The 14,608-nt window shown below is 53.9% G+C and carries 17 protein-coding genes and 1 tRNA gene; 7 read left to right on the top strand and 11 right to left on the bottom strand.

Annotation, left to right across the window (positions count from 1 at the left end):
- Window positions 1-91 precede the first annotated feature (91 nt).
- The 3 genes from RHJ80_RS03015 (at window position 92) to RHJ80_RS03005 (ending at window position 1,197) form a co-directional block, all read left to right on the top strand.
- A complete protein-coding gene (locus tag RHJ80_RS03015) occupies window positions 92-688 on the top strand; it encodes a nucleoside triphosphate pyrophosphatase (protein WP_149820396.1) in 597 nt (198 codons plus the stop codon).
- Window positions 689-753: 65 nt separating this feature from the next.
- Entirely contained in the window at window positions 754-1,116 is a 363-nt protein-coding gene (gene rplS / locus RHJ80_RS03010; protein ID WP_149820398.1) for a 50S ribosomal protein L19, read from the top strand.
- A gap of 8 nt (window positions 1,117-1,124) precedes the next feature.
- A tRNA-Trp gene (locus tag RHJ80_RS03005) sits at window positions 1,125-1,197 on the top strand.
- On the opposite strand, the gene RHJ80_RS03000 is transcribed toward RHJ80_RS03005, so the two are convergent.
- Together RHJ80_RS03000 and RHJ80_RS02995 are read right to left on the bottom strand one after the other, a co-directional pair.
- Window positions 1,198-1,881 (bottom strand): type I restriction endonuclease subunit R, encoded by a 684-nt coding sequence (locus RHJ80_RS03000; RefSeq protein WP_206201007.1) that lies wholly within the window; start codon window positions 1,879-1,881, stop codon window positions 1,198-1,200.
- A gap of 22 nt (window positions 1,882-1,903) precedes the next feature.
- The gene (locus tag RHJ80_RS02995) at window positions 1,904-3,151 is read right to left on the bottom strand and encodes a site-2 protease family protein (RefSeq protein ID WP_310801432.1); all 1,248 of its coding nucleotides are present in this window, start codon (window positions 3,149-3,151) and stop codon (window positions 1,904-1,906) included.
- A gap of 140 nt (window positions 3,152-3,291) precedes the next feature.
- On the opposite strand from RHJ80_RS02995, the gene RHJ80_RS02990 reads away from it, so the two are divergent.
- The gene (locus tag RHJ80_RS02990) at window positions 3,292-3,504 is read left to right on the top strand and encodes a hypothetical protein (RefSeq protein WP_206201005.1); all 213 of its coding nucleotides are present in this window, start codon (window positions 3,292-3,294) and stop codon (window positions 3,502-3,504) included.
- Between the two features lie 17 nt (window positions 3,505-3,521).
- Complete coding sequence (locus RHJ80_RS02985) at window positions 3,522-3,881, top strand: phage holin family protein (protein WP_310801431.1); 360 nt, start codon at window positions 3,522-3,524, stop codon at window positions 3,879-3,881.
- On the opposite strand, the gene cobJ is transcribed toward RHJ80_RS02985, so the two are convergent.
- The 8 genes from cobJ to RHJ80_RS02945 all read right to left on the bottom strand — a co-directional run bounded on the left by cobJ (window position 3,878) and on the right by RHJ80_RS02945 (window position 11,075).
- Window positions 3,878-5,707 (bottom strand): precorrin-3B C(17)-methyltransferase, encoded by a 1,830-nt coding sequence (gene cobJ, locus RHJ80_RS02980; RefSeq protein WP_310801430.1) that lies wholly within the window; start codon window positions 5,705-5,707, stop codon window positions 3,878-3,880. The genes RHJ80_RS02985 and cobJ overlap by 4 nt on opposite strands.
- Before the next feature lie 3 nt (window positions 5,708-5,710).
- Window positions 5,711-6,199 (bottom strand): TM2 domain-containing protein, encoded by a 489-nt coding sequence (locus tag RHJ80_RS02975; RefSeq protein ID WP_310801429.1) that lies wholly within the window; start codon window positions 6,197-6,199, stop codon window positions 5,711-5,713.
- Window positions 6,200-6,288: 89 nt separating this feature from the next.
- Window positions 6,289-6,963 carry a GTP cyclohydrolase I FolE gene (folE, locus tag RHJ80_RS02970; protein WP_310801428.1) on the bottom strand — a complete coding sequence of 225 codons (675 nt, stop codon included), beginning with the start codon at window positions 6,961-6,963 and terminating at the stop codon, window positions 6,289-6,291.
- 47 nt (window positions 6,964-7,010) lie between these two features.
- Complete coding sequence (locus tag RHJ80_RS02965; RefSeq protein ID WP_149820412.1) at window positions 7,011-7,718, bottom strand: SDR family oxidoreductase; 708 nt, start codon at window positions 7,716-7,718, stop codon at window positions 7,011-7,013.
- The gene (locus RHJ80_RS02960; RefSeq protein WP_206201000.1) at window positions 7,715-8,689 is read right to left on the bottom strand and encodes an acetyl-CoA carboxylase carboxyltransferase subunit alpha; all 975 of its coding nucleotides are present in this window, start codon (window positions 8,687-8,689) and stop codon (window positions 7,715-7,717) included. The genes RHJ80_RS02965 and RHJ80_RS02960 overlap by 4 nt, the downstream gene beginning before the upstream one ends.
- A 23-nt stretch (window positions 8,690-8,712) precedes the next feature.
- Entirely contained in the window at window positions 8,713-9,741 is a 1,029-nt protein-coding gene (locus tag RHJ80_RS02955; protein WP_302677311.1) for a long-chain acyl-[acyl-carrier-protein] reductase, read from the bottom strand.
- A gap of 44 nt (window positions 9,742-9,785) precedes the next feature.
- The gene (locus RHJ80_RS02950) at window positions 9,786-10,481 is read right to left on the bottom strand and encodes an aldehyde oxygenase (deformylating) (RefSeq protein WP_149820418.1); all 696 of its coding nucleotides are present in this window, start codon (window positions 10,479-10,481) and stop codon (window positions 9,786-9,788) included.
- A gap of 147 nt (window positions 10,482-10,628) precedes the next feature.
- Entirely contained in the window at window positions 10,629-11,075 is a 447-nt protein-coding gene (locus RHJ80_RS02945; RefSeq protein WP_302677310.1) for a hypothetical protein, read from the bottom strand.
- A 326-nt stretch (window positions 11,076-11,401) separates the two neighbouring features.
- On the opposite strand from RHJ80_RS02945, the gene grpE reads away from it, so the two are divergent.
- Window positions 11,402-12,088 carry a nucleotide exchange factor GrpE gene (gene grpE, locus RHJ80_RS02940; protein ID WP_226971942.1) on the top strand — a complete coding sequence of 229 codons (687 nt, stop codon included), beginning with the start codon at window positions 11,402-11,404 and terminating at the stop codon, window positions 12,086-12,088.
- Window positions 12,089-12,103: 15 nt separating this feature from the next.
- Window positions 12,104-13,456 carry a tRNA (N6-isopentenyl adenosine(37)-C2)-methylthiotransferase MiaB gene (gene miaB, locus RHJ80_RS02935; protein ID WP_310801427.1) on the top strand — a complete coding sequence of 451 codons (1,353 nt, stop codon included), beginning with the start codon at window positions 12,104-12,106 and terminating at the stop codon, window positions 13,454-13,456.
- An 11-nt stretch (window positions 13,457-13,467) separates the two neighbouring features.
- On the opposite strand, the gene RHJ80_RS02930 is transcribed toward miaB, so the two are convergent.
- A complete protein-coding gene (locus RHJ80_RS02930) occupies window positions 13,468-14,577 on the bottom strand; it encodes an ATP-dependent 6-phosphofructokinase (RefSeq protein ID WP_310801426.1) in 1,110 nt (369 codons plus the stop codon).
- Between the last annotated feature and the right edge of the window lie 31 nt (window positions 14,578-14,608).

The following is a 14,608-nucleotide window of genomic DNA, read 5'->3' as shown; positions in this document are numbered from 1 at the left end:
CCTAGATAATAAACCCTCAATGGGACACCTCATGCAGGTTTAACAATTTCAATGTGAGATCATAAGAATCGGTTACTGAGCAAGCAGTCCTATGGTGCCCTTTGTTCTTGCCTCTGCCTCGCCGGCGCGCCGCCAACTGCTGCGACAGGTTGGCATTGATCCCATTATTCAACCCAGTCACTTTGATGAATCCGTGATTCAGGCAACTACTCCCACGGAACTGGTGCGATTACTGGCACGGTGTAAGGCAGAAACAGTGGCTCAAACCTACCCACCCCCCGCCCTCATTTTGGGCTGTGATTCTGTGCTGGTTCTAGGGGGAGAAATTTATGGTAAACCAGCCTCACCGGAGGTGGCGATCGCCCGCTGGCAACAAATGCGCAGTCAAACGGGAGAATTGCTGACAGGCCATGCCTTGATTGACTTGGCACAGGGGCGCACCTGTGTTGAGGTGGAGTCCACCCAAGTTATTTTTGCCGATATTAGCGATGCCGAAATCGCTGCCTATGTCGCTTCTGGTGAACCCCTTGCCTGTGCTGGTTGTTTTGCCCTCGATGGCCAAGGTGGTGCCTTTGTCGAGAAAATTGTCGGGACTCCTAGTAATGTCATTGGCTTGAGCTTGCCCCTACTGCGGCGGATGCTGCTGAGCTTGGGATACACCCTTGGCGATGTGCAAGGCAAGAAATGAAAAACTAGCCTAGACAAGTCTAAATGCTTAGGGTATGCTAAGAGATTGCGAGTTAAGGAACTGTCATGAACGCCCAAGAGATTATTCGCTCGATTGAAGCGGAGCAAATGAAGACTGACTTGCCCGTGATTCATGTGGGCGATCGCGTTCGGGTCGGAGTCAAAATTCAAGAAGGCGGTAAAGAGCGCGTCCAACCCTACGAAGGGGATGTGATTGCTATGCGCAACACGGGCATTAACCGCACCATTACCGTGCGCCGTGTCTTCCAAGGAGTGGGCGTTGAGCGCGTCTTTTTGCTACATTCGCCACGAATTGATAGTATAAAAGTAATCCAGCGGGGTAAAGTCCGCCGTGCCAAACTCTACTACCTGCGCAACCTCGTGGGTAAAGCCTCGCGTATCAAAGCACGGTTCGATCGCCCTCTGTAAACAGCCTTGCGTCCTTAGTTCAGTTGGTAGAACGTCGGTCTCCAAAACCGGATGTCGGGGGTTCGAGTCCTCCAGGGCGCGTTAGTTAATCTGATCTGAAGGTTTTGGTGTCTTAAAGTCCTTTGCAACAGGGATGTACTGGACTAAATGCTTGAGTATCTGGGCGACGCGGATGAGATTGCGATCGCTATCGGAAAGCAAAGTAAAGTTATGAGATAGCGCAAATTCATTGCCAATGAGTTTCACAAAAAGATAGTCATAGCCATTCGTCACCAAGCCAAAAATAGGGAGATTGCGGTCGGGACAGGCAGACATATAGGCAAGGGCTTGGGGCACAGCCCGTAAGACACTAAAGCCACTCCGTTTACCTTCAATCACGACTAGCCAGAAGTTGTCCCGAATCGTCAGCGCATCTATCCGTCCCTCTAGGCTGACTTTGCCCTCCTCACTATCAACTTCCGTTTGGATTTCTACCCATGTTTCACCGCGAATGCGATAGGGGGGGTCACACAGGCCTAATGCGTCTAGTAAGGGGGATAGCAAGATAATGTTTAGCGTTCCCTCGCTCACTTCACTTTCTTCTAAGTAGAGTAAATACCGTTGGGATAAGCGGTTTAATGCCTCTATTTCCCTATCGCTGAGCTGTGCTGTTTCCGATTGCCACTCAGGAAAAAAGTTAGGGTTGGTGGATTTAACGAGACCTAATTTGGTCTCTAAATCCCGAAAGTTGATGATTGCTCGAGCGATCGCCGTTGCAGTAGCCATTATTACCCATTAAAAACGATACCTAGCGAACTTCAGAGACGAGGGGTGTGCCGCGATCGCTCCCCTGAAATTGCAGCGCTGTTTTTGCCAGTTCCAATAATTGCAGTTCAGGGGGATAGTGCTTTTCTTGCTTGAGGCGTTGAATGTCCTGTTTCCCCAGTTGCCAGTGCAACCGTTTGGCTAGAGCCAGTAGGACATCGCCGCGATCAATGACGCCCGCCACGGCATCGGCAGGGGTTAAAACCGTAACAAAGCGTTGTTGCTGCTCCTCTAGGGTGCAAACCGTCTTGGCGAGAGAGTCTGATTCTTTGACGGTGGCGATCGCCCGCAGGGGGACGGCTAACTCTTCGACTGGCGTCACTTCCCAGCGGCTGCGCTCCACATGGTTCAAGGCTTGGGGATCCAAATAACCGCGGTAGCGACCATCGGTGGCGACAAAGTAGGCTGTGGGCTGGCGATCAGCTAGGAGGAGATAGCAATCGGCAAACTCCCGCAGAGAGAGCGTGCCCTCAATGACGCGAAAATCCCGTGTCATGGCCTCGGCAGCCGTTAGAGTGAGCAGCGTTTCTTGGAGCTGGCTGAGACGGTGGTAGAGTATCGCATTTTGCAGGGCAAACCAACCCAACAGTCCCAACCACAGGCCATTACCACTGCCAAGGAGGGTCACAAACAGCCCAAAACTAATGGCCAACCAGCCCAACAGTTGTCCCGATCGCGCCGCCCAACGCATCCCCTGAAAGCGATTGCCTGTCAATTTCCAAACGGCTGTCTTGAGCACTTGACCCCCATCGAGGGGAAGTCCCGGCAGAAGGTTAAAAACCCCCAAGACAAAGTTGATATTGGCCAGATAGAGCAACAGTTCATGGAGGGGATGATCCCCCGGCAGTACCACGGCTGCCCCTTGCAACAGGGCAAAAAGGGCAAAACTCACCAAAGGCCCCGCGATCGCCACCTGAAAAGCTTGACCGGGGGTATTGGATTCCCGTTCAATGGCCGCCATGCCGCCAAAGAGAAAGAGGGTAATCGAGCGCACCGTAATCCCTTGGGAACGTGCCACCAAGCTGTGTCCCAATTCATGGAGCAAGACTGAGGCAAACAACAGCAGGGAAACGACAAATCCCATTCCCCATGCCAGTGCTCCCCACTGCGGGTAGGTGGCTTGCCAGTCACTGCCATTGAGAAAGGTAAACAGCAGAATCACCAGAAACCACGACCGATCAATGTAGAGGGGAATGCCAAAGACACGCCCCACTTGCCAACCTTGTCCCATGCCCACCTCAGTGCATCGCGCTCTATCTCCATTATCGCCCCAGATCCTGAATACACATGATTTACAAAAATTTGCGTCTCAAAACGTGACCTTCCCATCTCTGGCCTAAAATAAAGGCAACGCTGCTAGAGGATGGTGCGATGTCTCAAGCCCCTGTACTGGTGTCTGCCAATGGCCATGTCCTAGACGTGTCCTTTGATTCCTTTTGGCAAGGGTTGCAGGAGTTTGGCTCCCATTTGCTGTGGTCATTGTGTCTCTCACTGCTCCTGAGCCTTCTCCTCAGTCTGATCAGCTACTGGCTTAGCGTGACTTTTGGGATACCCGTACTGCCCTTCTTTTTGATTGTTGTTTAACTGGTGAGGAGCTGCGTATGTGGGGTTTACTCATTACTTGGATTGTGACCAGTATTAGTTTGTTTATTGTGTCGCGCCTCTCATTTTTGGGTGTGGAAATTGATAAATTCACAACCGCGCTGTGGTCGGCGATTGTCTTCGGCTTTTTGAATGCCACGTTGGGGGCTATCCTGAAATTCTTTGCATTCCCCTTTATTTTTCTGACGTTTGGTTTGGTTGCGCTGATTATCAATGCCGCCATTTTTGCCCTTGCAGCAGCCCTTGTCGATGGCTTTAGACTACGCAATGGCTTTTGGAGCGCCTTTTTTGGCTCGACCGCCCTCAGTATTGTCAACTGGGCTTGCTTTAGTCTGCTGGGTCAGGCCGGCTTGCTCTAGGATGCCTTTCCTAGATAGCCACGAGGGGTAATCAGCCAATCATGGAAGCGGCGGGTACTGGCATTGCCGATCAGCACCAAGCTGAACATATCCACCGTTTCCGGTTTCAAGGCGCCAAGGGTGGTGAGGGTGATCTGCTCCTCAGGGCGATAGGCGGCACGCACGATCGCCACGGGTGTTTGCGGTGAACGATATTTTAAGAAAATGGCTTTGGCGTCCACCAATTGCTGCTGGCGATCGCGCGAACGCGGATTATAAAGGGCGGTCACAAAATCGGCTTCAGCCGCCGCCCGTAAGCGCTTCTCAATCACTGGCCAAGGGGTCAGGCGATCGCTGAGGCTAATGGTACAAAAGTCATGCATCAGGGGTGCCCCTAGGCGGGCAGCGGCAGCATTCACGGCACTCACCCCCGGCAACACCTCTACGGGTAAATCGCTGATACCCACTTCTGCCAATAGCTCTAGCACCAGACCCGCCATGCCATAGATGCCACAGTCCCCAGAGGAGACCACGGCGACATTGAGTCCCCACTGGGCTAGATCGATGGCATCTTTGGCGCGTTGTCGCTCTTGGGTAATGGCATAGGCAGCGACCATCTGTCCCGGTCGCCGCAGGGGGGCCAGCAACTCTAGGTAAAGCCCATAGCCCACGAGAATATCGGCGGCCAAAAGGGCAGAACGGGCTGCGAGGGTGAGTTGATCCAAGGCTCCCGGACCAGTGCCAATCAGGCTCAAGGCACCTTGGCGGGGAATGAATTCCCGTTCAGACTGGGCAATGGCGATCGTCACCGCACCGGGTTCACCCCCTTGACGGTAAATCTGCTTAGGAACAATTAAACGCCCCCCCTCACTGGCTAATACTGCTGCGGCTTCAGCCACACTGGGCGTTCCCATTTCTGCGGCGACAATGGTTGAGGGGGTGGGTACGCTAACAGGCGCCAATTCTTGAGCGGAAAACCAGCGGCTTGGCCAATGGTGCGCCGCAGCCACCTGACATAACCCCACTTCATCGGCTTTGCGATCAATACTGGCAAGGCCGGCGATCGCCAGCGGGCTTAACTCGGCTTGGGCAAGGGTATGGTCAATGGCCTGCTGGATCAGGGCTGCCGATGTTCCCCGTTCACAGCCAATGCCGAGCCACAGTACCCGTGGATGCCAAGCCACACCTGAGATCAAAGAGGAGGGCAACGCTTTTTCGGTAATCCAAACCGCATTTTCTAGGGGTGGGGTGCTGACAAACTCAAGGGGGTGATCTGAACTAAGAGCCGTGCGCCACAAAGAGCTACCGCAGGTTTGATACACTTGCAGCGGTTTTCCTTGAGCTTGTTGGCGGGCGATCGCGTTCCAGTCGCCGCTGCCTCGTTGCCACCCCAAGGCCATCCCCCACGTATCCACAGCAAAGTAGCCTTGGGCATGACTTGCTCCCGTGAGAATGGGTGTCGCACCAATGGCGGCGCTGAGCACTTGACACAGGCGATCGCCCCCAGCCCCATGACTACCTAGCAAACTCACGATCCATTGACCATCCTCAGACAGAACGCAGACCGCCGGATCCTGTCTTTTGTGGGTCAACAGGGGCGCGATTAACCGTACCACCGCGCCGCAGGCTAGGGCAAAAATCCAAGCCTGATAGTGGCACCAGTGGTTTTCGAGATGCGCGGCAAGGGGGCGATCGTAGGTTTGTACCCTAGGGTGAGTGGATGCTAAATGGCTGGGTACCCAGATGTTCAGGGGAATCCCCGTGTCAACAAGGCGTTGCAGTTGAGCCAGCCCCTGGGCAGTGGTGGCGATCGCCCCAATGGGTTGAAACTGGTCTAACCGTGGCATGAACTAGACATCAAAGCGATAGCGCACTGCGCCCGTTTCTGGGTCATTAAACACAGTGGCATACCCCAGCCGTTGGGCTTCAAAGAGCAGTTCCTCAACGGTTTGGGCATCAAAATGGGTATAAAGTGCGGCTTGGGCGGCAGAAAGGACGCCACCGTGTTCCTTAGCCACTTGCAGTAAGCGGTGCATGGGCGTCGTGGGGTTGAGGTCGGCTTGTTCCCATGCGGTCAGATAGCGCCCCCGCAGGTAGGTATTGCGGTGATCTACCATCCCCGGAATTAAAAAGAGATCAATGAATTGGCCAATGCCACAAAAGCCAAAGGTGATCAGGTATAAAAAGCCAATCATCGGCTGGCCAACATAGAAGCGTTGCAGGCCACAGAAACCCACAAAGTTCAAGCACCACAGCAAATAGGCAACCCCCACCTTGAGGAATTTTGGCTGCGTTTGCCAGCGTTGGCGATGCTTGGAAAAGGAGAGTGTTTGCCCCATGATCTCAGGAGGATTCCGCTATTTCTCATCCTAACCTAAGTTTCTGAAAACCACTGCGGGGGCTAGCGATCGCCCCCCAAGAATACGTCCTAGAAATTCGGCTGATGGCGAATCAGATTCAGAAACTCCTCACGGGTCTTTTGATCTTCACGGAAAACCCCCAGCATCGAACTGGTCACCGTCCAAGAGCCGGGTTTTTGGACACCGCGCATCACCATGCACATATGGCTGGCTTCCATGACCACAGCCACCCCCTTCGGATCGAGAACGGTTTCAATGGCTTCGGCCACTTGACGGGTCAGGCGCTCCTGCACTTGCAGTCGCCGCGCATACATTTCCACAACCCGTGCCAGTTTGCTCAGGCCGATCACCCGCTGGTTGGGGATATAGGCCACATGGGCTTTGCCAATGAAAGGCAACATGTGATGCTCACAGAGGCTAAAGAAGTTAATGTCGCGCACTAAGACCATTTCATCGTGGCCTTCATCGAAAATCGCGCCGTTGACAAGGGTTTCAAGGGATTGACTATAGCCACTGGTGAGAAATTGCATCGCTTCAGCAACCCGCTTGGGGGTTTTCAGTAACCCCTCGCGATCGGGATCCTCACCCACATTCAGCAGAATTGTGCGCACTGCGGCCATCATTTCTTCTTTGGCAACATCTGGGGGGGGTGGGTGGGGAATCGCTTCTTTGCCTTGGTGGGTGTTGCGATCGGGCAGAATTGCCGGAGTGGTCGCTTTACCGTTAATGATCGAATCAGGCATATTGAACGTTGTCATAGAAAGAGTGACAAGTGAAGGACAAAGGGAGCCTAGAGGGTTCCGCCAAGGGGCATCACCACTAGCTCTTCCACAAAAGCCGTTTGCGGCAATTGAGTCGTGTACAAAATCGTGTTAGCAACGTGTTCAGGGGTTAACATCCCCGTGCGGTCAAAGTCTCCTGCTACGTCTTCCCAAATGGGGGTATCAACGGCGCCGGGACAGATGGCAATCACGCGGATACCGTGGGCGCGTTCTTCAGCTGCCATCGTTTTGGTCAAGGCCATGAGGGCAAACTTCGAGACACAGTAGGCGCCCCAGTCGGGAAAAACTTGGCGTCCAGCAATTGAAACAACATTTACTATCGTACCGCACTGGCGGGATCGCAATTGCGGCAGTACCGCTTGCGAGCAAATGAGGGCACTGGTGAGGTTGACGTTAAGAATTTGCTGCCAGTCCGCCAAGGGTTGATCAATCAGGGGCACGGTTCTTGCCATACCGGCATTATTCACCAGTACATGGACATCGCCAACACGAGCGAGAATCTCATCAAGGCGCGATCGCAGGGGTTCAGGATCGCTAAAGTCCACGCTAAAGGTATGGGCTTCAACCCCACAGGCCACCACTTGGGCATGAACGGCAGCAAGTTTGGCGGGCGATCGCCCCAACAGCACGACATTAAACCCTGCTTGGGCAAAGGCAATGGCCGTGGCGGCCCCAATGCCACTACTGGCGCCCGTGATTAAGACTTGTTGGGTCATATCGCTTCACTAAAGACGCCCATGCGCCGAAACTTCTGATAGCGCAACTCCCGCCGTTCACTACTGCTGAGGGCTTGCACTGCCGCCAAATTTCGCAGGAGAGCCGCCTTGAGATTTTCCGCCGCTTCTACAGGGTTGCTATGGGCAGCGCCGACAGGCTCGGGCACAATTTCATCAATAATCCCCAGCTTCAGCAGATCGCGGGCGGTGATTTTCAGGGCTTCCGCCGCTTGGGGCGCTTTTTGGGCATCGCGCCAGAGAATCGCCGCACAGGCTTCTGGGGGCGCCACACTATAGACGGCGTGCTCAAACATCAGCAGGCGATCGCCGACACCAATGGCCAAGGCTCCCCCTGAGCCACCTTCACCAATCACGGTACAGATGATCGGCACCTCAAAGCGAAACATCTCCCGCAGATTGTAGGCAATCGCTTCCCCTTGGCCAAACTTCTCCGCCTCTACCCCAGCCCAAGCCGCTGGTGTATCAATAAAGGTGAGGATGGGCATCTGAAAACGGTTCGCGTGCTCCATCAGACGCAGGGCTTTGCGATAGCCCCCCGGTGAGGCCATACCAAAATTGCGAGCCACATTATCCTTGGTGTCGCGACCCTTTTGCTGCCCCAGCATCACGACGGGTTGACCATTGAGGCGACCAATACCACCGACAATCGCTGGATCATCGCTGCCTCGGCGATCGCCATGGAGTTCAATCCACTCTTCGCTAATGGCTTGGATGTAATCCAGCGTGCTGGGACGGCGCGGATGACGAGCCACCTGCAGGGTTTGCCCCGGCGTCAGCTTACTGAAAATTTCATAGCGCAGCTGCTTGGCGCGCTCTTCCAATTCACGGATTTGCTCCGAGACATCAACGCCAAACTCCGAGGACTTATCCCGCACCTGCTGAATTTGGGCTTCTAGCTCCACAAGGGGCTTTTCAAACTCCAACAGAAGCGTGCGACGTTCGTTTGCCATAGGCGATTGGGTTCCTTTTGGTTTTACTGAGGGTTCAACAGTAGGGGCTGAAATCCGTGTTTACGGGAGACCTCACCAATTTGCTGCATCTTTTCCACCGTGATTTGATTGCGCCCCCAAGAGAAATTGGTGTGCCAGCCCTCAAACTCCAAAAGCATGGCTTCCGCAAAACAGGCAAACATCTGCCGTGAGGGCACATCCATATTCACAATTTCCATAATTTTCCAGTCAATATCGAGGGCGTGCTCGACAATGCCACCATTGAGAACATGGATCTGCGGGTGCTGAATTTTAGTGCCCATATTTTTGGGGTAGCCGCCATCAATCATCAGCGAGGGGCGTTTTAACTGCTCAACGCTCAGCTCGACGCCCTTGGGCATACTGGCCACCCAAACCACAATATCGGCAAGGGGCAGGGCATCCATTAAGTCTAGAATTTTCCCCCGTCCCAATTCCGCCTGTAGATCTAGCAGGCGATCGCGATTTCGTGCCACCAGTAAGAGATCCTGCACATCCAAGCAGGTATTCAACCAACGGCAGACGGCACTGCCAATATCCCCAGTAGCCCCACAGACAGCCACAGTTGCCTGACGCAAATCAATCCCCACTTGGGGCGCCGCCTGCTCAATTTGTTGGCAGATGATATAGGCGGTGTGGGTATTCCCCGTGGTAAAGCGGCGAAAGTCTAGCTCGATATTGCGAACGTGGGACATTTTCTCCAGATCAAAGTTCTCAAAGATGATCGAGGAGAAGCCCCCCAGCGCCGTAATGTCAATATCATGCTTTTGGGCATGGGCCATGGCGTTAATGATTTTGCGAGTCGCCGCCTTCACCCGCTGGTTGGCCAGCATTTCCGGTAAGAAGCAGGACTCGACGTATTTGCCATAGATAGTTTTGCCCGTGACGCTTGTCACCGTAATCTCATCGACGATCTGCGGCGGTGCCATACACCAAAATTCCAAGCCTTGATCGGCGTATTCGGGATAGCCTAACTGGTGGGCAACGGCTTGGGCGTGCTCCAGATTCGTCAGATGACCAATTAATCCAAACATACAAGCGTGCGGTGACTAAAATGTAACGATATGTTAAGCCACCCTTATGCCGCAGTTAGGCCATAAACCGACATCTTCATAATTTCGCGGGTGGTAAAGCCGATATTTTCTAGGGCACCACTGTACTGAATCATGAAGTCTTCCACAAGGGCGTCTTTTTCCATGCCAAGCACTTTGGCATCTGCTTCCACTTGGTTGAGCATTTTCCAGACCAAGGGCAGGTTGGCGCGATTGGCTTCTTCAACTTCCGCTTTGACGCTCTCAAAGTTTTCCTTTAACCAGATTTCGCCAAAGTTGAGGTGGCTGTACTCATCTTTGACCACACCCTCAGTAATTTTGCGGGCAAAGGGATCTGCCATCGGGATGTAGATGTTGTAGGCGGCGATCGCGAAGCACTCGATGATTAAAGCTTGAATCAGTAAGCAAGTCGCAATTTTCCCCTCTGCGAGTGCCGCTTGAAAGTTACCGTGCAGTTTTTCAAAGAAGGCCTTGGCAAATTCCATATCTGGGGTCACGCTCAGGTTGCGACCACAGGCCTCAAACCCCTTTCTGTGGCGGGCTTCCATCTTGGCAAGGCGGGTGAGTTCTTCTTGGTGCTCGGGCAGCAGCTTGGCTAGGTCAATGTAATTGTCGTGAGCTTCCTGTTCACCTTCAATGACAATGGCGTTGATGCGGCTGTAGGCATCCTTGTAGCGATCGCTATGGTAGTCCAACTCAGGGGTAGCGGTAGCCGTTGTCATTGCGAACTCTCCTAAACACAAATTTATTAGAAGTTATGAGGTAGCAGGGCTTCCGTTATCATAGCGCAGCAGCGATCCCCTGACGAGGGGCAGCGTGCCAGAGATTTTCGAGTTCCTGAATAGGCGAATCTCTATGCACCGATAGCACTAGAAACTGCCCATATTGCTTGGGGGTGGCACTTCTGGCAACAGCTGAGGGGGAGGAGCGACCGACTGAATAGGGCCATTGTAGTCAATGCGAATCATCGGATTGCTGGGGTCGGGGTTGACCGTGACAATACTTTCAATAGTTGGTGGTTCCGCAGGTGCCCCCCCTAGAAAGCGAAAGGTAAACGTACCATCACCATTGTCCACGTAGGGAGATTGACTCGCAGGCCCAAACATGGAGGCTTCAGCGCGGTAGCGACTCAACCCGCCATTCGCCCGCTCTGCTGCCTGTCGTGCCCAATTCCGTGCCCGCTGGAGGACTGGATTATCTACCCCAAAGGGATTAAAGTTTTCCCGTGGTGGTGGCTCTGTCTGTGCCAGCACTGGACTGATACCTGTCAACGCGCACGCTAGAATCAGGCTGAATGTCATGGGGTGAAAGGACATCAACGCAAACTCCCACTCCTAAACTTTGCTTTGGCAGTCATGCCCTTAAGTGACGAGCAACTGAATCTTTCAGTTCCAAACCCAATATGAACCTTGTCCTAAAATAGGGGATCCATAAAGGGGAGGCAATCCTCTTCCATAGTGCCCCTCAGGTTTTTGGCTGCGTGCCAGCCTTGGGAAAAGAGCCGTAGTAGAGAAGTCCGTAATAGACGGACGCCCCGCCCCTATTGATACAATGGGTAAAGTGATAGGCTAAAACGATTGCACGAGTTAAACGCACTGCGGTGCGCAATCCACAGTCTAGAGGGCATAACCTGAGTCAACCTATGAGTGATGAAACCGTAACCAACCCCGCTGCTGAAGCCCAAGAAGGCGAAATTACCCCCGATGTCGTTGAGAATCATGCAGAGGCCACCACGAGCGAAGAGGGTCAAGCATCTGAGGCGACCTCTACGGATACTCCTGCGGATGCAGCGGACTTGCTAGAGAAAATTGCTGCCCTTGAAGCTGCCAAGGCTAGTCTTTCGCAGGTGGTGGAGGAGCGCAATAGCCAATATATGCGCCTTGCCGCTGACTTTGAAAACTTCCGCAAACGCACCCAGCGAGAAAAAGAGGAACTAGAGCTACAGATTAAGTGCAGCGTCATTGCTGATTTACTGCCGGTGGTGGATAGCTTTGAGCTAGCCCGCACCCACATTCAAACCGAAACAGAGGCGGAAGAAAAAATTCACCGCAGCTATCAGGGGGTTTACAAGCAACTGGTGGAATGCCTTAAGCGCATTGGTGTTTCAGCCATGCAGGCCAAGGGTAAGCCCTTTGATCCCAATCTCCACGAGGCGGTGCTGCGCGAAGCCACCAATGAACACCCCGAAGGCACAGTCATTGAAGAATTAAAGCGGGGGTATATGCTGGGCGATCGCGTGTTGCGCCATGCCATGGTCAAAGTGGCCGCTCCTCCTGAAGAGGGTAGTGCCAGTGACACGAATCCCACCAATGATGTGACGGACGTATAGGGGCACTTCAAGGGAATGCCACGCCGCTACTACATCACCACCTTTGGCTGCCAAATGAACAAGGCCGACTCCGAGCGCATGGCCGGGGTCTTAGAAGCAATGGGCTTAGAACCGGTGGCCGAGCCGGATGAGGCCGATGTCTTGCTCTACAACACCTGCACGATTCGCGACAACGCCGAGCAGAAACTCTATTCTTACCTAGGGCGGCAAGCCAAGCGCAAGCATCAAGACCCCAACCTAACGCTGATTGTGGCCGGTTGTGTGGCTCAACAGGAGGGGGAACAATTGCTGCGGCGAGTGCCTGAAGTGGATCTGGTGATGGGGCCGCAGTATGCCAATCGCCTTGGCGAGCTGCTGGAGCAGGTGTGGAATGGCAGCCAAGTGGTGGCAACGGAGCCACTGCACATTGTTGAGGACATTACCAAACCCCGCCGCGATAGTACGGTCACTGCTTGGGTCAATGTGATCTATGGCTGTAATGAACGCTGTACCTACTGTGTGGTGCCGGGGGTACGGGGGCAAGAGCAATCCCGCCGCCCCGAGGCAATCCGCGCTGAAATTGAGGAACTGGCGGCTCAAGGCTACAAGGAAGTGACGCTCCTTGGGCAAAATATTGATGCCTACGGTCGCGATTTGCCGGGAATTACCCCAGAGGGGCGACGACAGCACACGTTTACGGATCTGCTCTATTACATCCACGATGTGGCCGGCATTGAGCGGATTCGCTTTGCCACCAGCCATCCCCGTTATTTTACAGAACGCTTGATTCGAGCCTGTGCCGAACTGCCCAAGGTGTGTAAGCATTTCCACATTCCCTTTCAGTCGGGAGATAATGAGATTCTTAGGGCAATGGCACGGGGCTATACTCGCGAGCGTTACCTACAAATCATTGAAACGATTCGCCGCTATATGCCGGATGCCGCCATTAGTGCCGATGCCATTGTCGGCTTTCCCGGCGAAACAGAAGCCCAATTCCAACGCACCCTGGATCTGGTGGCGGAGGTGGGCTTTGACCAACTGAATACGGCAGCCTATTCACCGCGCCCGAATACGCCAGCAGCCACCTGGGACAATCAAGTACCGGAAGAGATTAAAGAAGATCGTCTGCAACGGCTGAATCATTTAGTGGCCACGATCGCCAGCGATCGCTCCCAACGCTATCTTGGACGGGAAGAGGTGGTGCTGGTGGAGGGGGTCAATCCCAAGGATCCGCAACAAGTCTATGGCCGCACGGATGGCAACCGCCTCACGTACCTGCCCGGCGATATTGAGACCCTACGGGGACAACTGGTGCGGGTCCGCATTACCGAGGCGCGAGCCTTTAGCCTCAGTGGCATGCCTCTTACAGCTCATTCCTTGGTTGGCTGATTTAGGGGGGGCTAGATCGCACAAATCACTTCATCGCGGCAGAGGGTGGGATCCACGTAGGGCAGCATCGGCTTATCGCCAACGTAAATTCCTAGGCCTTGAGCCGTGCGAATTAAAAAGCTATTGGGATCCACATGGCGTGGGCATTGAGCCACCACATCGGCAATGGGAACAGTGACCACCTGTCCTGCCTGCCAGGCTACCATGCGATCAAATGTCCCTTGAGCGGCTAAATCCACAGCGGTATGGCCCATGCCCGCTGCCAACAGCCGATCCATGGCCATGGGGGCACCCCCCCGCTGAATATGCCCCAACACCGAAACCCGCAGCTCAATGGGGATGGGACTGTGCTGGGCAATTTTATCGGCAATGTACTGACCAATACTGCAATGGCGGCGCTGGTGGGCGTCCTGCTCCAGTTCTTTGACACCCTCGGCAACGACGATGAGGGCAAACTTACGTCCCCAGCGATCGCGCAACTTTTGCAGATGCTGGCAAATGCCTTCAATGGAGTAAGGAATTTCTGGGATGAGGATCATATCGGCACCCCCAGCAATCCCCGAATACAGAGCCAAGTGACCGGCAGTGCGCCCCATCACTTCCACCACAAAGACGCGATCATGGCTAGCGGCGGTGGAGGTAATCCGACTCAGGGCTTCCACCACAATGTTGACGGCGGTATCAAAGCCAAGGGCGCGATCGGTCAAGGCGACATCGTTATCAATGGTTTTCGGCACGGCAAGGAAATTCCAGTTTCCCTTTTGCGCCAGTTGATGCAAAATTTTCAGGCTGCCATCGCCACAAATGGCAATAAGAGCATCCAAGCCCAATTCATAGTACCCAGCAATGACTTCATCGGCATGGCCAAGGGTATCGCCCTTATTAATTGCTCCGAGAATGGTTCCCCCCATGTTGAGCAGTACATCCATTCCCCCGAGACCCTCGGCATTGAGGGGGATCGCCTTCCGCTCAATTAACCCCTGAGTGGCGTGGAGAATGCCAAGCACCTCCCAACCGTAACTTAAGGTAGCATGGGCAACAATAGCACGGATGGCCGTATTTAGACCCGGGCAATCTCCGCCACTCGTAAACACACCAAGTCGTTTGCGGCTGGTACTCATGAATCCTTGCTCCCTATGTGAACGGTTATGG

Source organism: Thermosynechococcus sp. QS41, assembly GCF_031583515.1.
Taxonomy (GTDB): Bacteria; Cyanobacteriota; Cyanobacteriia; order Thermosynechococcales; family Thermosynechococcaceae; genus Thermosynechococcus.
This window is presented reverse-complemented; position numbering and strand designations above follow the sequence as displayed.

What these genes read in the sequence shown, in the direction of transcription:
- RHJ80_RS02995 (WP_310801432.1), bottom strand. Translation starts at nt 3,151, where the DNA reads ATGGGACAAGGTTGGCAAGTGGGGCGTGTCTTTGGCATTCCCCTCTAC.
- RHJ80_RS02945 (WP_302677310.1), bottom strand. Translation starts at nt 11,075, where the DNA reads ATGTCCTTTCACCCCATGACATTCAGCCTGATTCTAGCGTGCGCGTTG.
- rplS (WP_149820398.1), top strand. Translation starts at nt 754, where the DNA reads ATGAACGCCCAAGAGATTATTCGCTCGATTGAAGCGGAGCAAATGAAG.
- grpE (WP_226971942.1), top strand. Translation starts at nt 11,402, where the DNA reads ATGAGTGATGAAACCGTAACCAACCCCGCTGCTGAAGCCCAAGAAGGC.
- RHJ80_RS02965 (WP_149820412.1), bottom strand. Translation starts at nt 7,718, where the DNA reads ATGACCCAACAAGTCTTAATCACGGGCGCCAGTAGTGGCATTGGGGCC.
- folE (WP_310801428.1), bottom strand. Translation starts at nt 6,963, where the DNA reads ATGCCTGATTCGATCATTAACGGTAAAGCGACCACTCCGGCAATTCTG.
- cobJ (WP_310801430.1), bottom strand. Translation starts at nt 5,707, where the DNA reads ATGCCACGGTTAGACCAGTTTCAACCCATTGGGGCGATCGCCACCACT.
- RHJ80_RS02950 (WP_149820418.1), bottom strand. Translation starts at nt 10,481, where the DNA reads ATGACAACGGCTACCGCTACCCCTGAGTTGGACTACCATAGCGATCGC.
- RHJ80_RS02990 (WP_206201005.1), top strand. Translation starts at nt 3,292, where the DNA reads ATGTCTCAAGCCCCTGTACTGGTGTCTGCCAATGGCCATGTCCTAGAC.
- RHJ80_RS02955 (WP_302677311.1), bottom strand. Translation starts at nt 9,741, where the DNA reads ATGTTTGGATTAATTGGTCATCTGACGAATCTGGAGCACGCCCAAGCC.
- RHJ80_RS03000 (WP_206201007.1), bottom strand. Translation starts at nt 1,881, where the DNA reads ATGGCTACTGCAACGGCGATCGCTCGAGCAATCATCAACTTTCGGGAT.
- RHJ80_RS02985 (WP_310801431.1), top strand. Translation starts at nt 3,522, where the DNA reads ATGTGGGGTTTACTCATTACTTGGATTGTGACCAGTATTAGTTTGTTT.
- miaB (WP_310801427.1), top strand. Translation starts at nt 12,104, where the DNA reads ATGCCACGCCGCTACTACATCACCACCTTTGGCTGCCAAATGAACAAG.
- RHJ80_RS02960 (WP_206201000.1), bottom strand. Translation starts at nt 8,689, where the DNA reads ATGGCAAACGAACGTCGCACGCTTCTGTTGGAGTTTGAAAAGCCCCTT.
- RHJ80_RS02930 (WP_310801426.1), bottom strand. Translation starts at nt 14,577, where the DNA reads ATGAGTACCAGCCGCAAACGACTTGGTGTGTTTACGAGTGGCGGAGAT.
- RHJ80_RS02975 (WP_310801429.1), bottom strand. Translation starts at nt 6,199, where the DNA reads ATGGGGCAAACACTCTCCTTTTCCAAGCATCGCCAACGCTGGCAAACG.
- RHJ80_RS03015 (WP_149820396.1), top strand. Translation starts at nt 92, where the DNA reads ATGGTGCCCTTTGTTCTTGCCTCTGCCTCGCCGGCGCGCCGCCAACTG.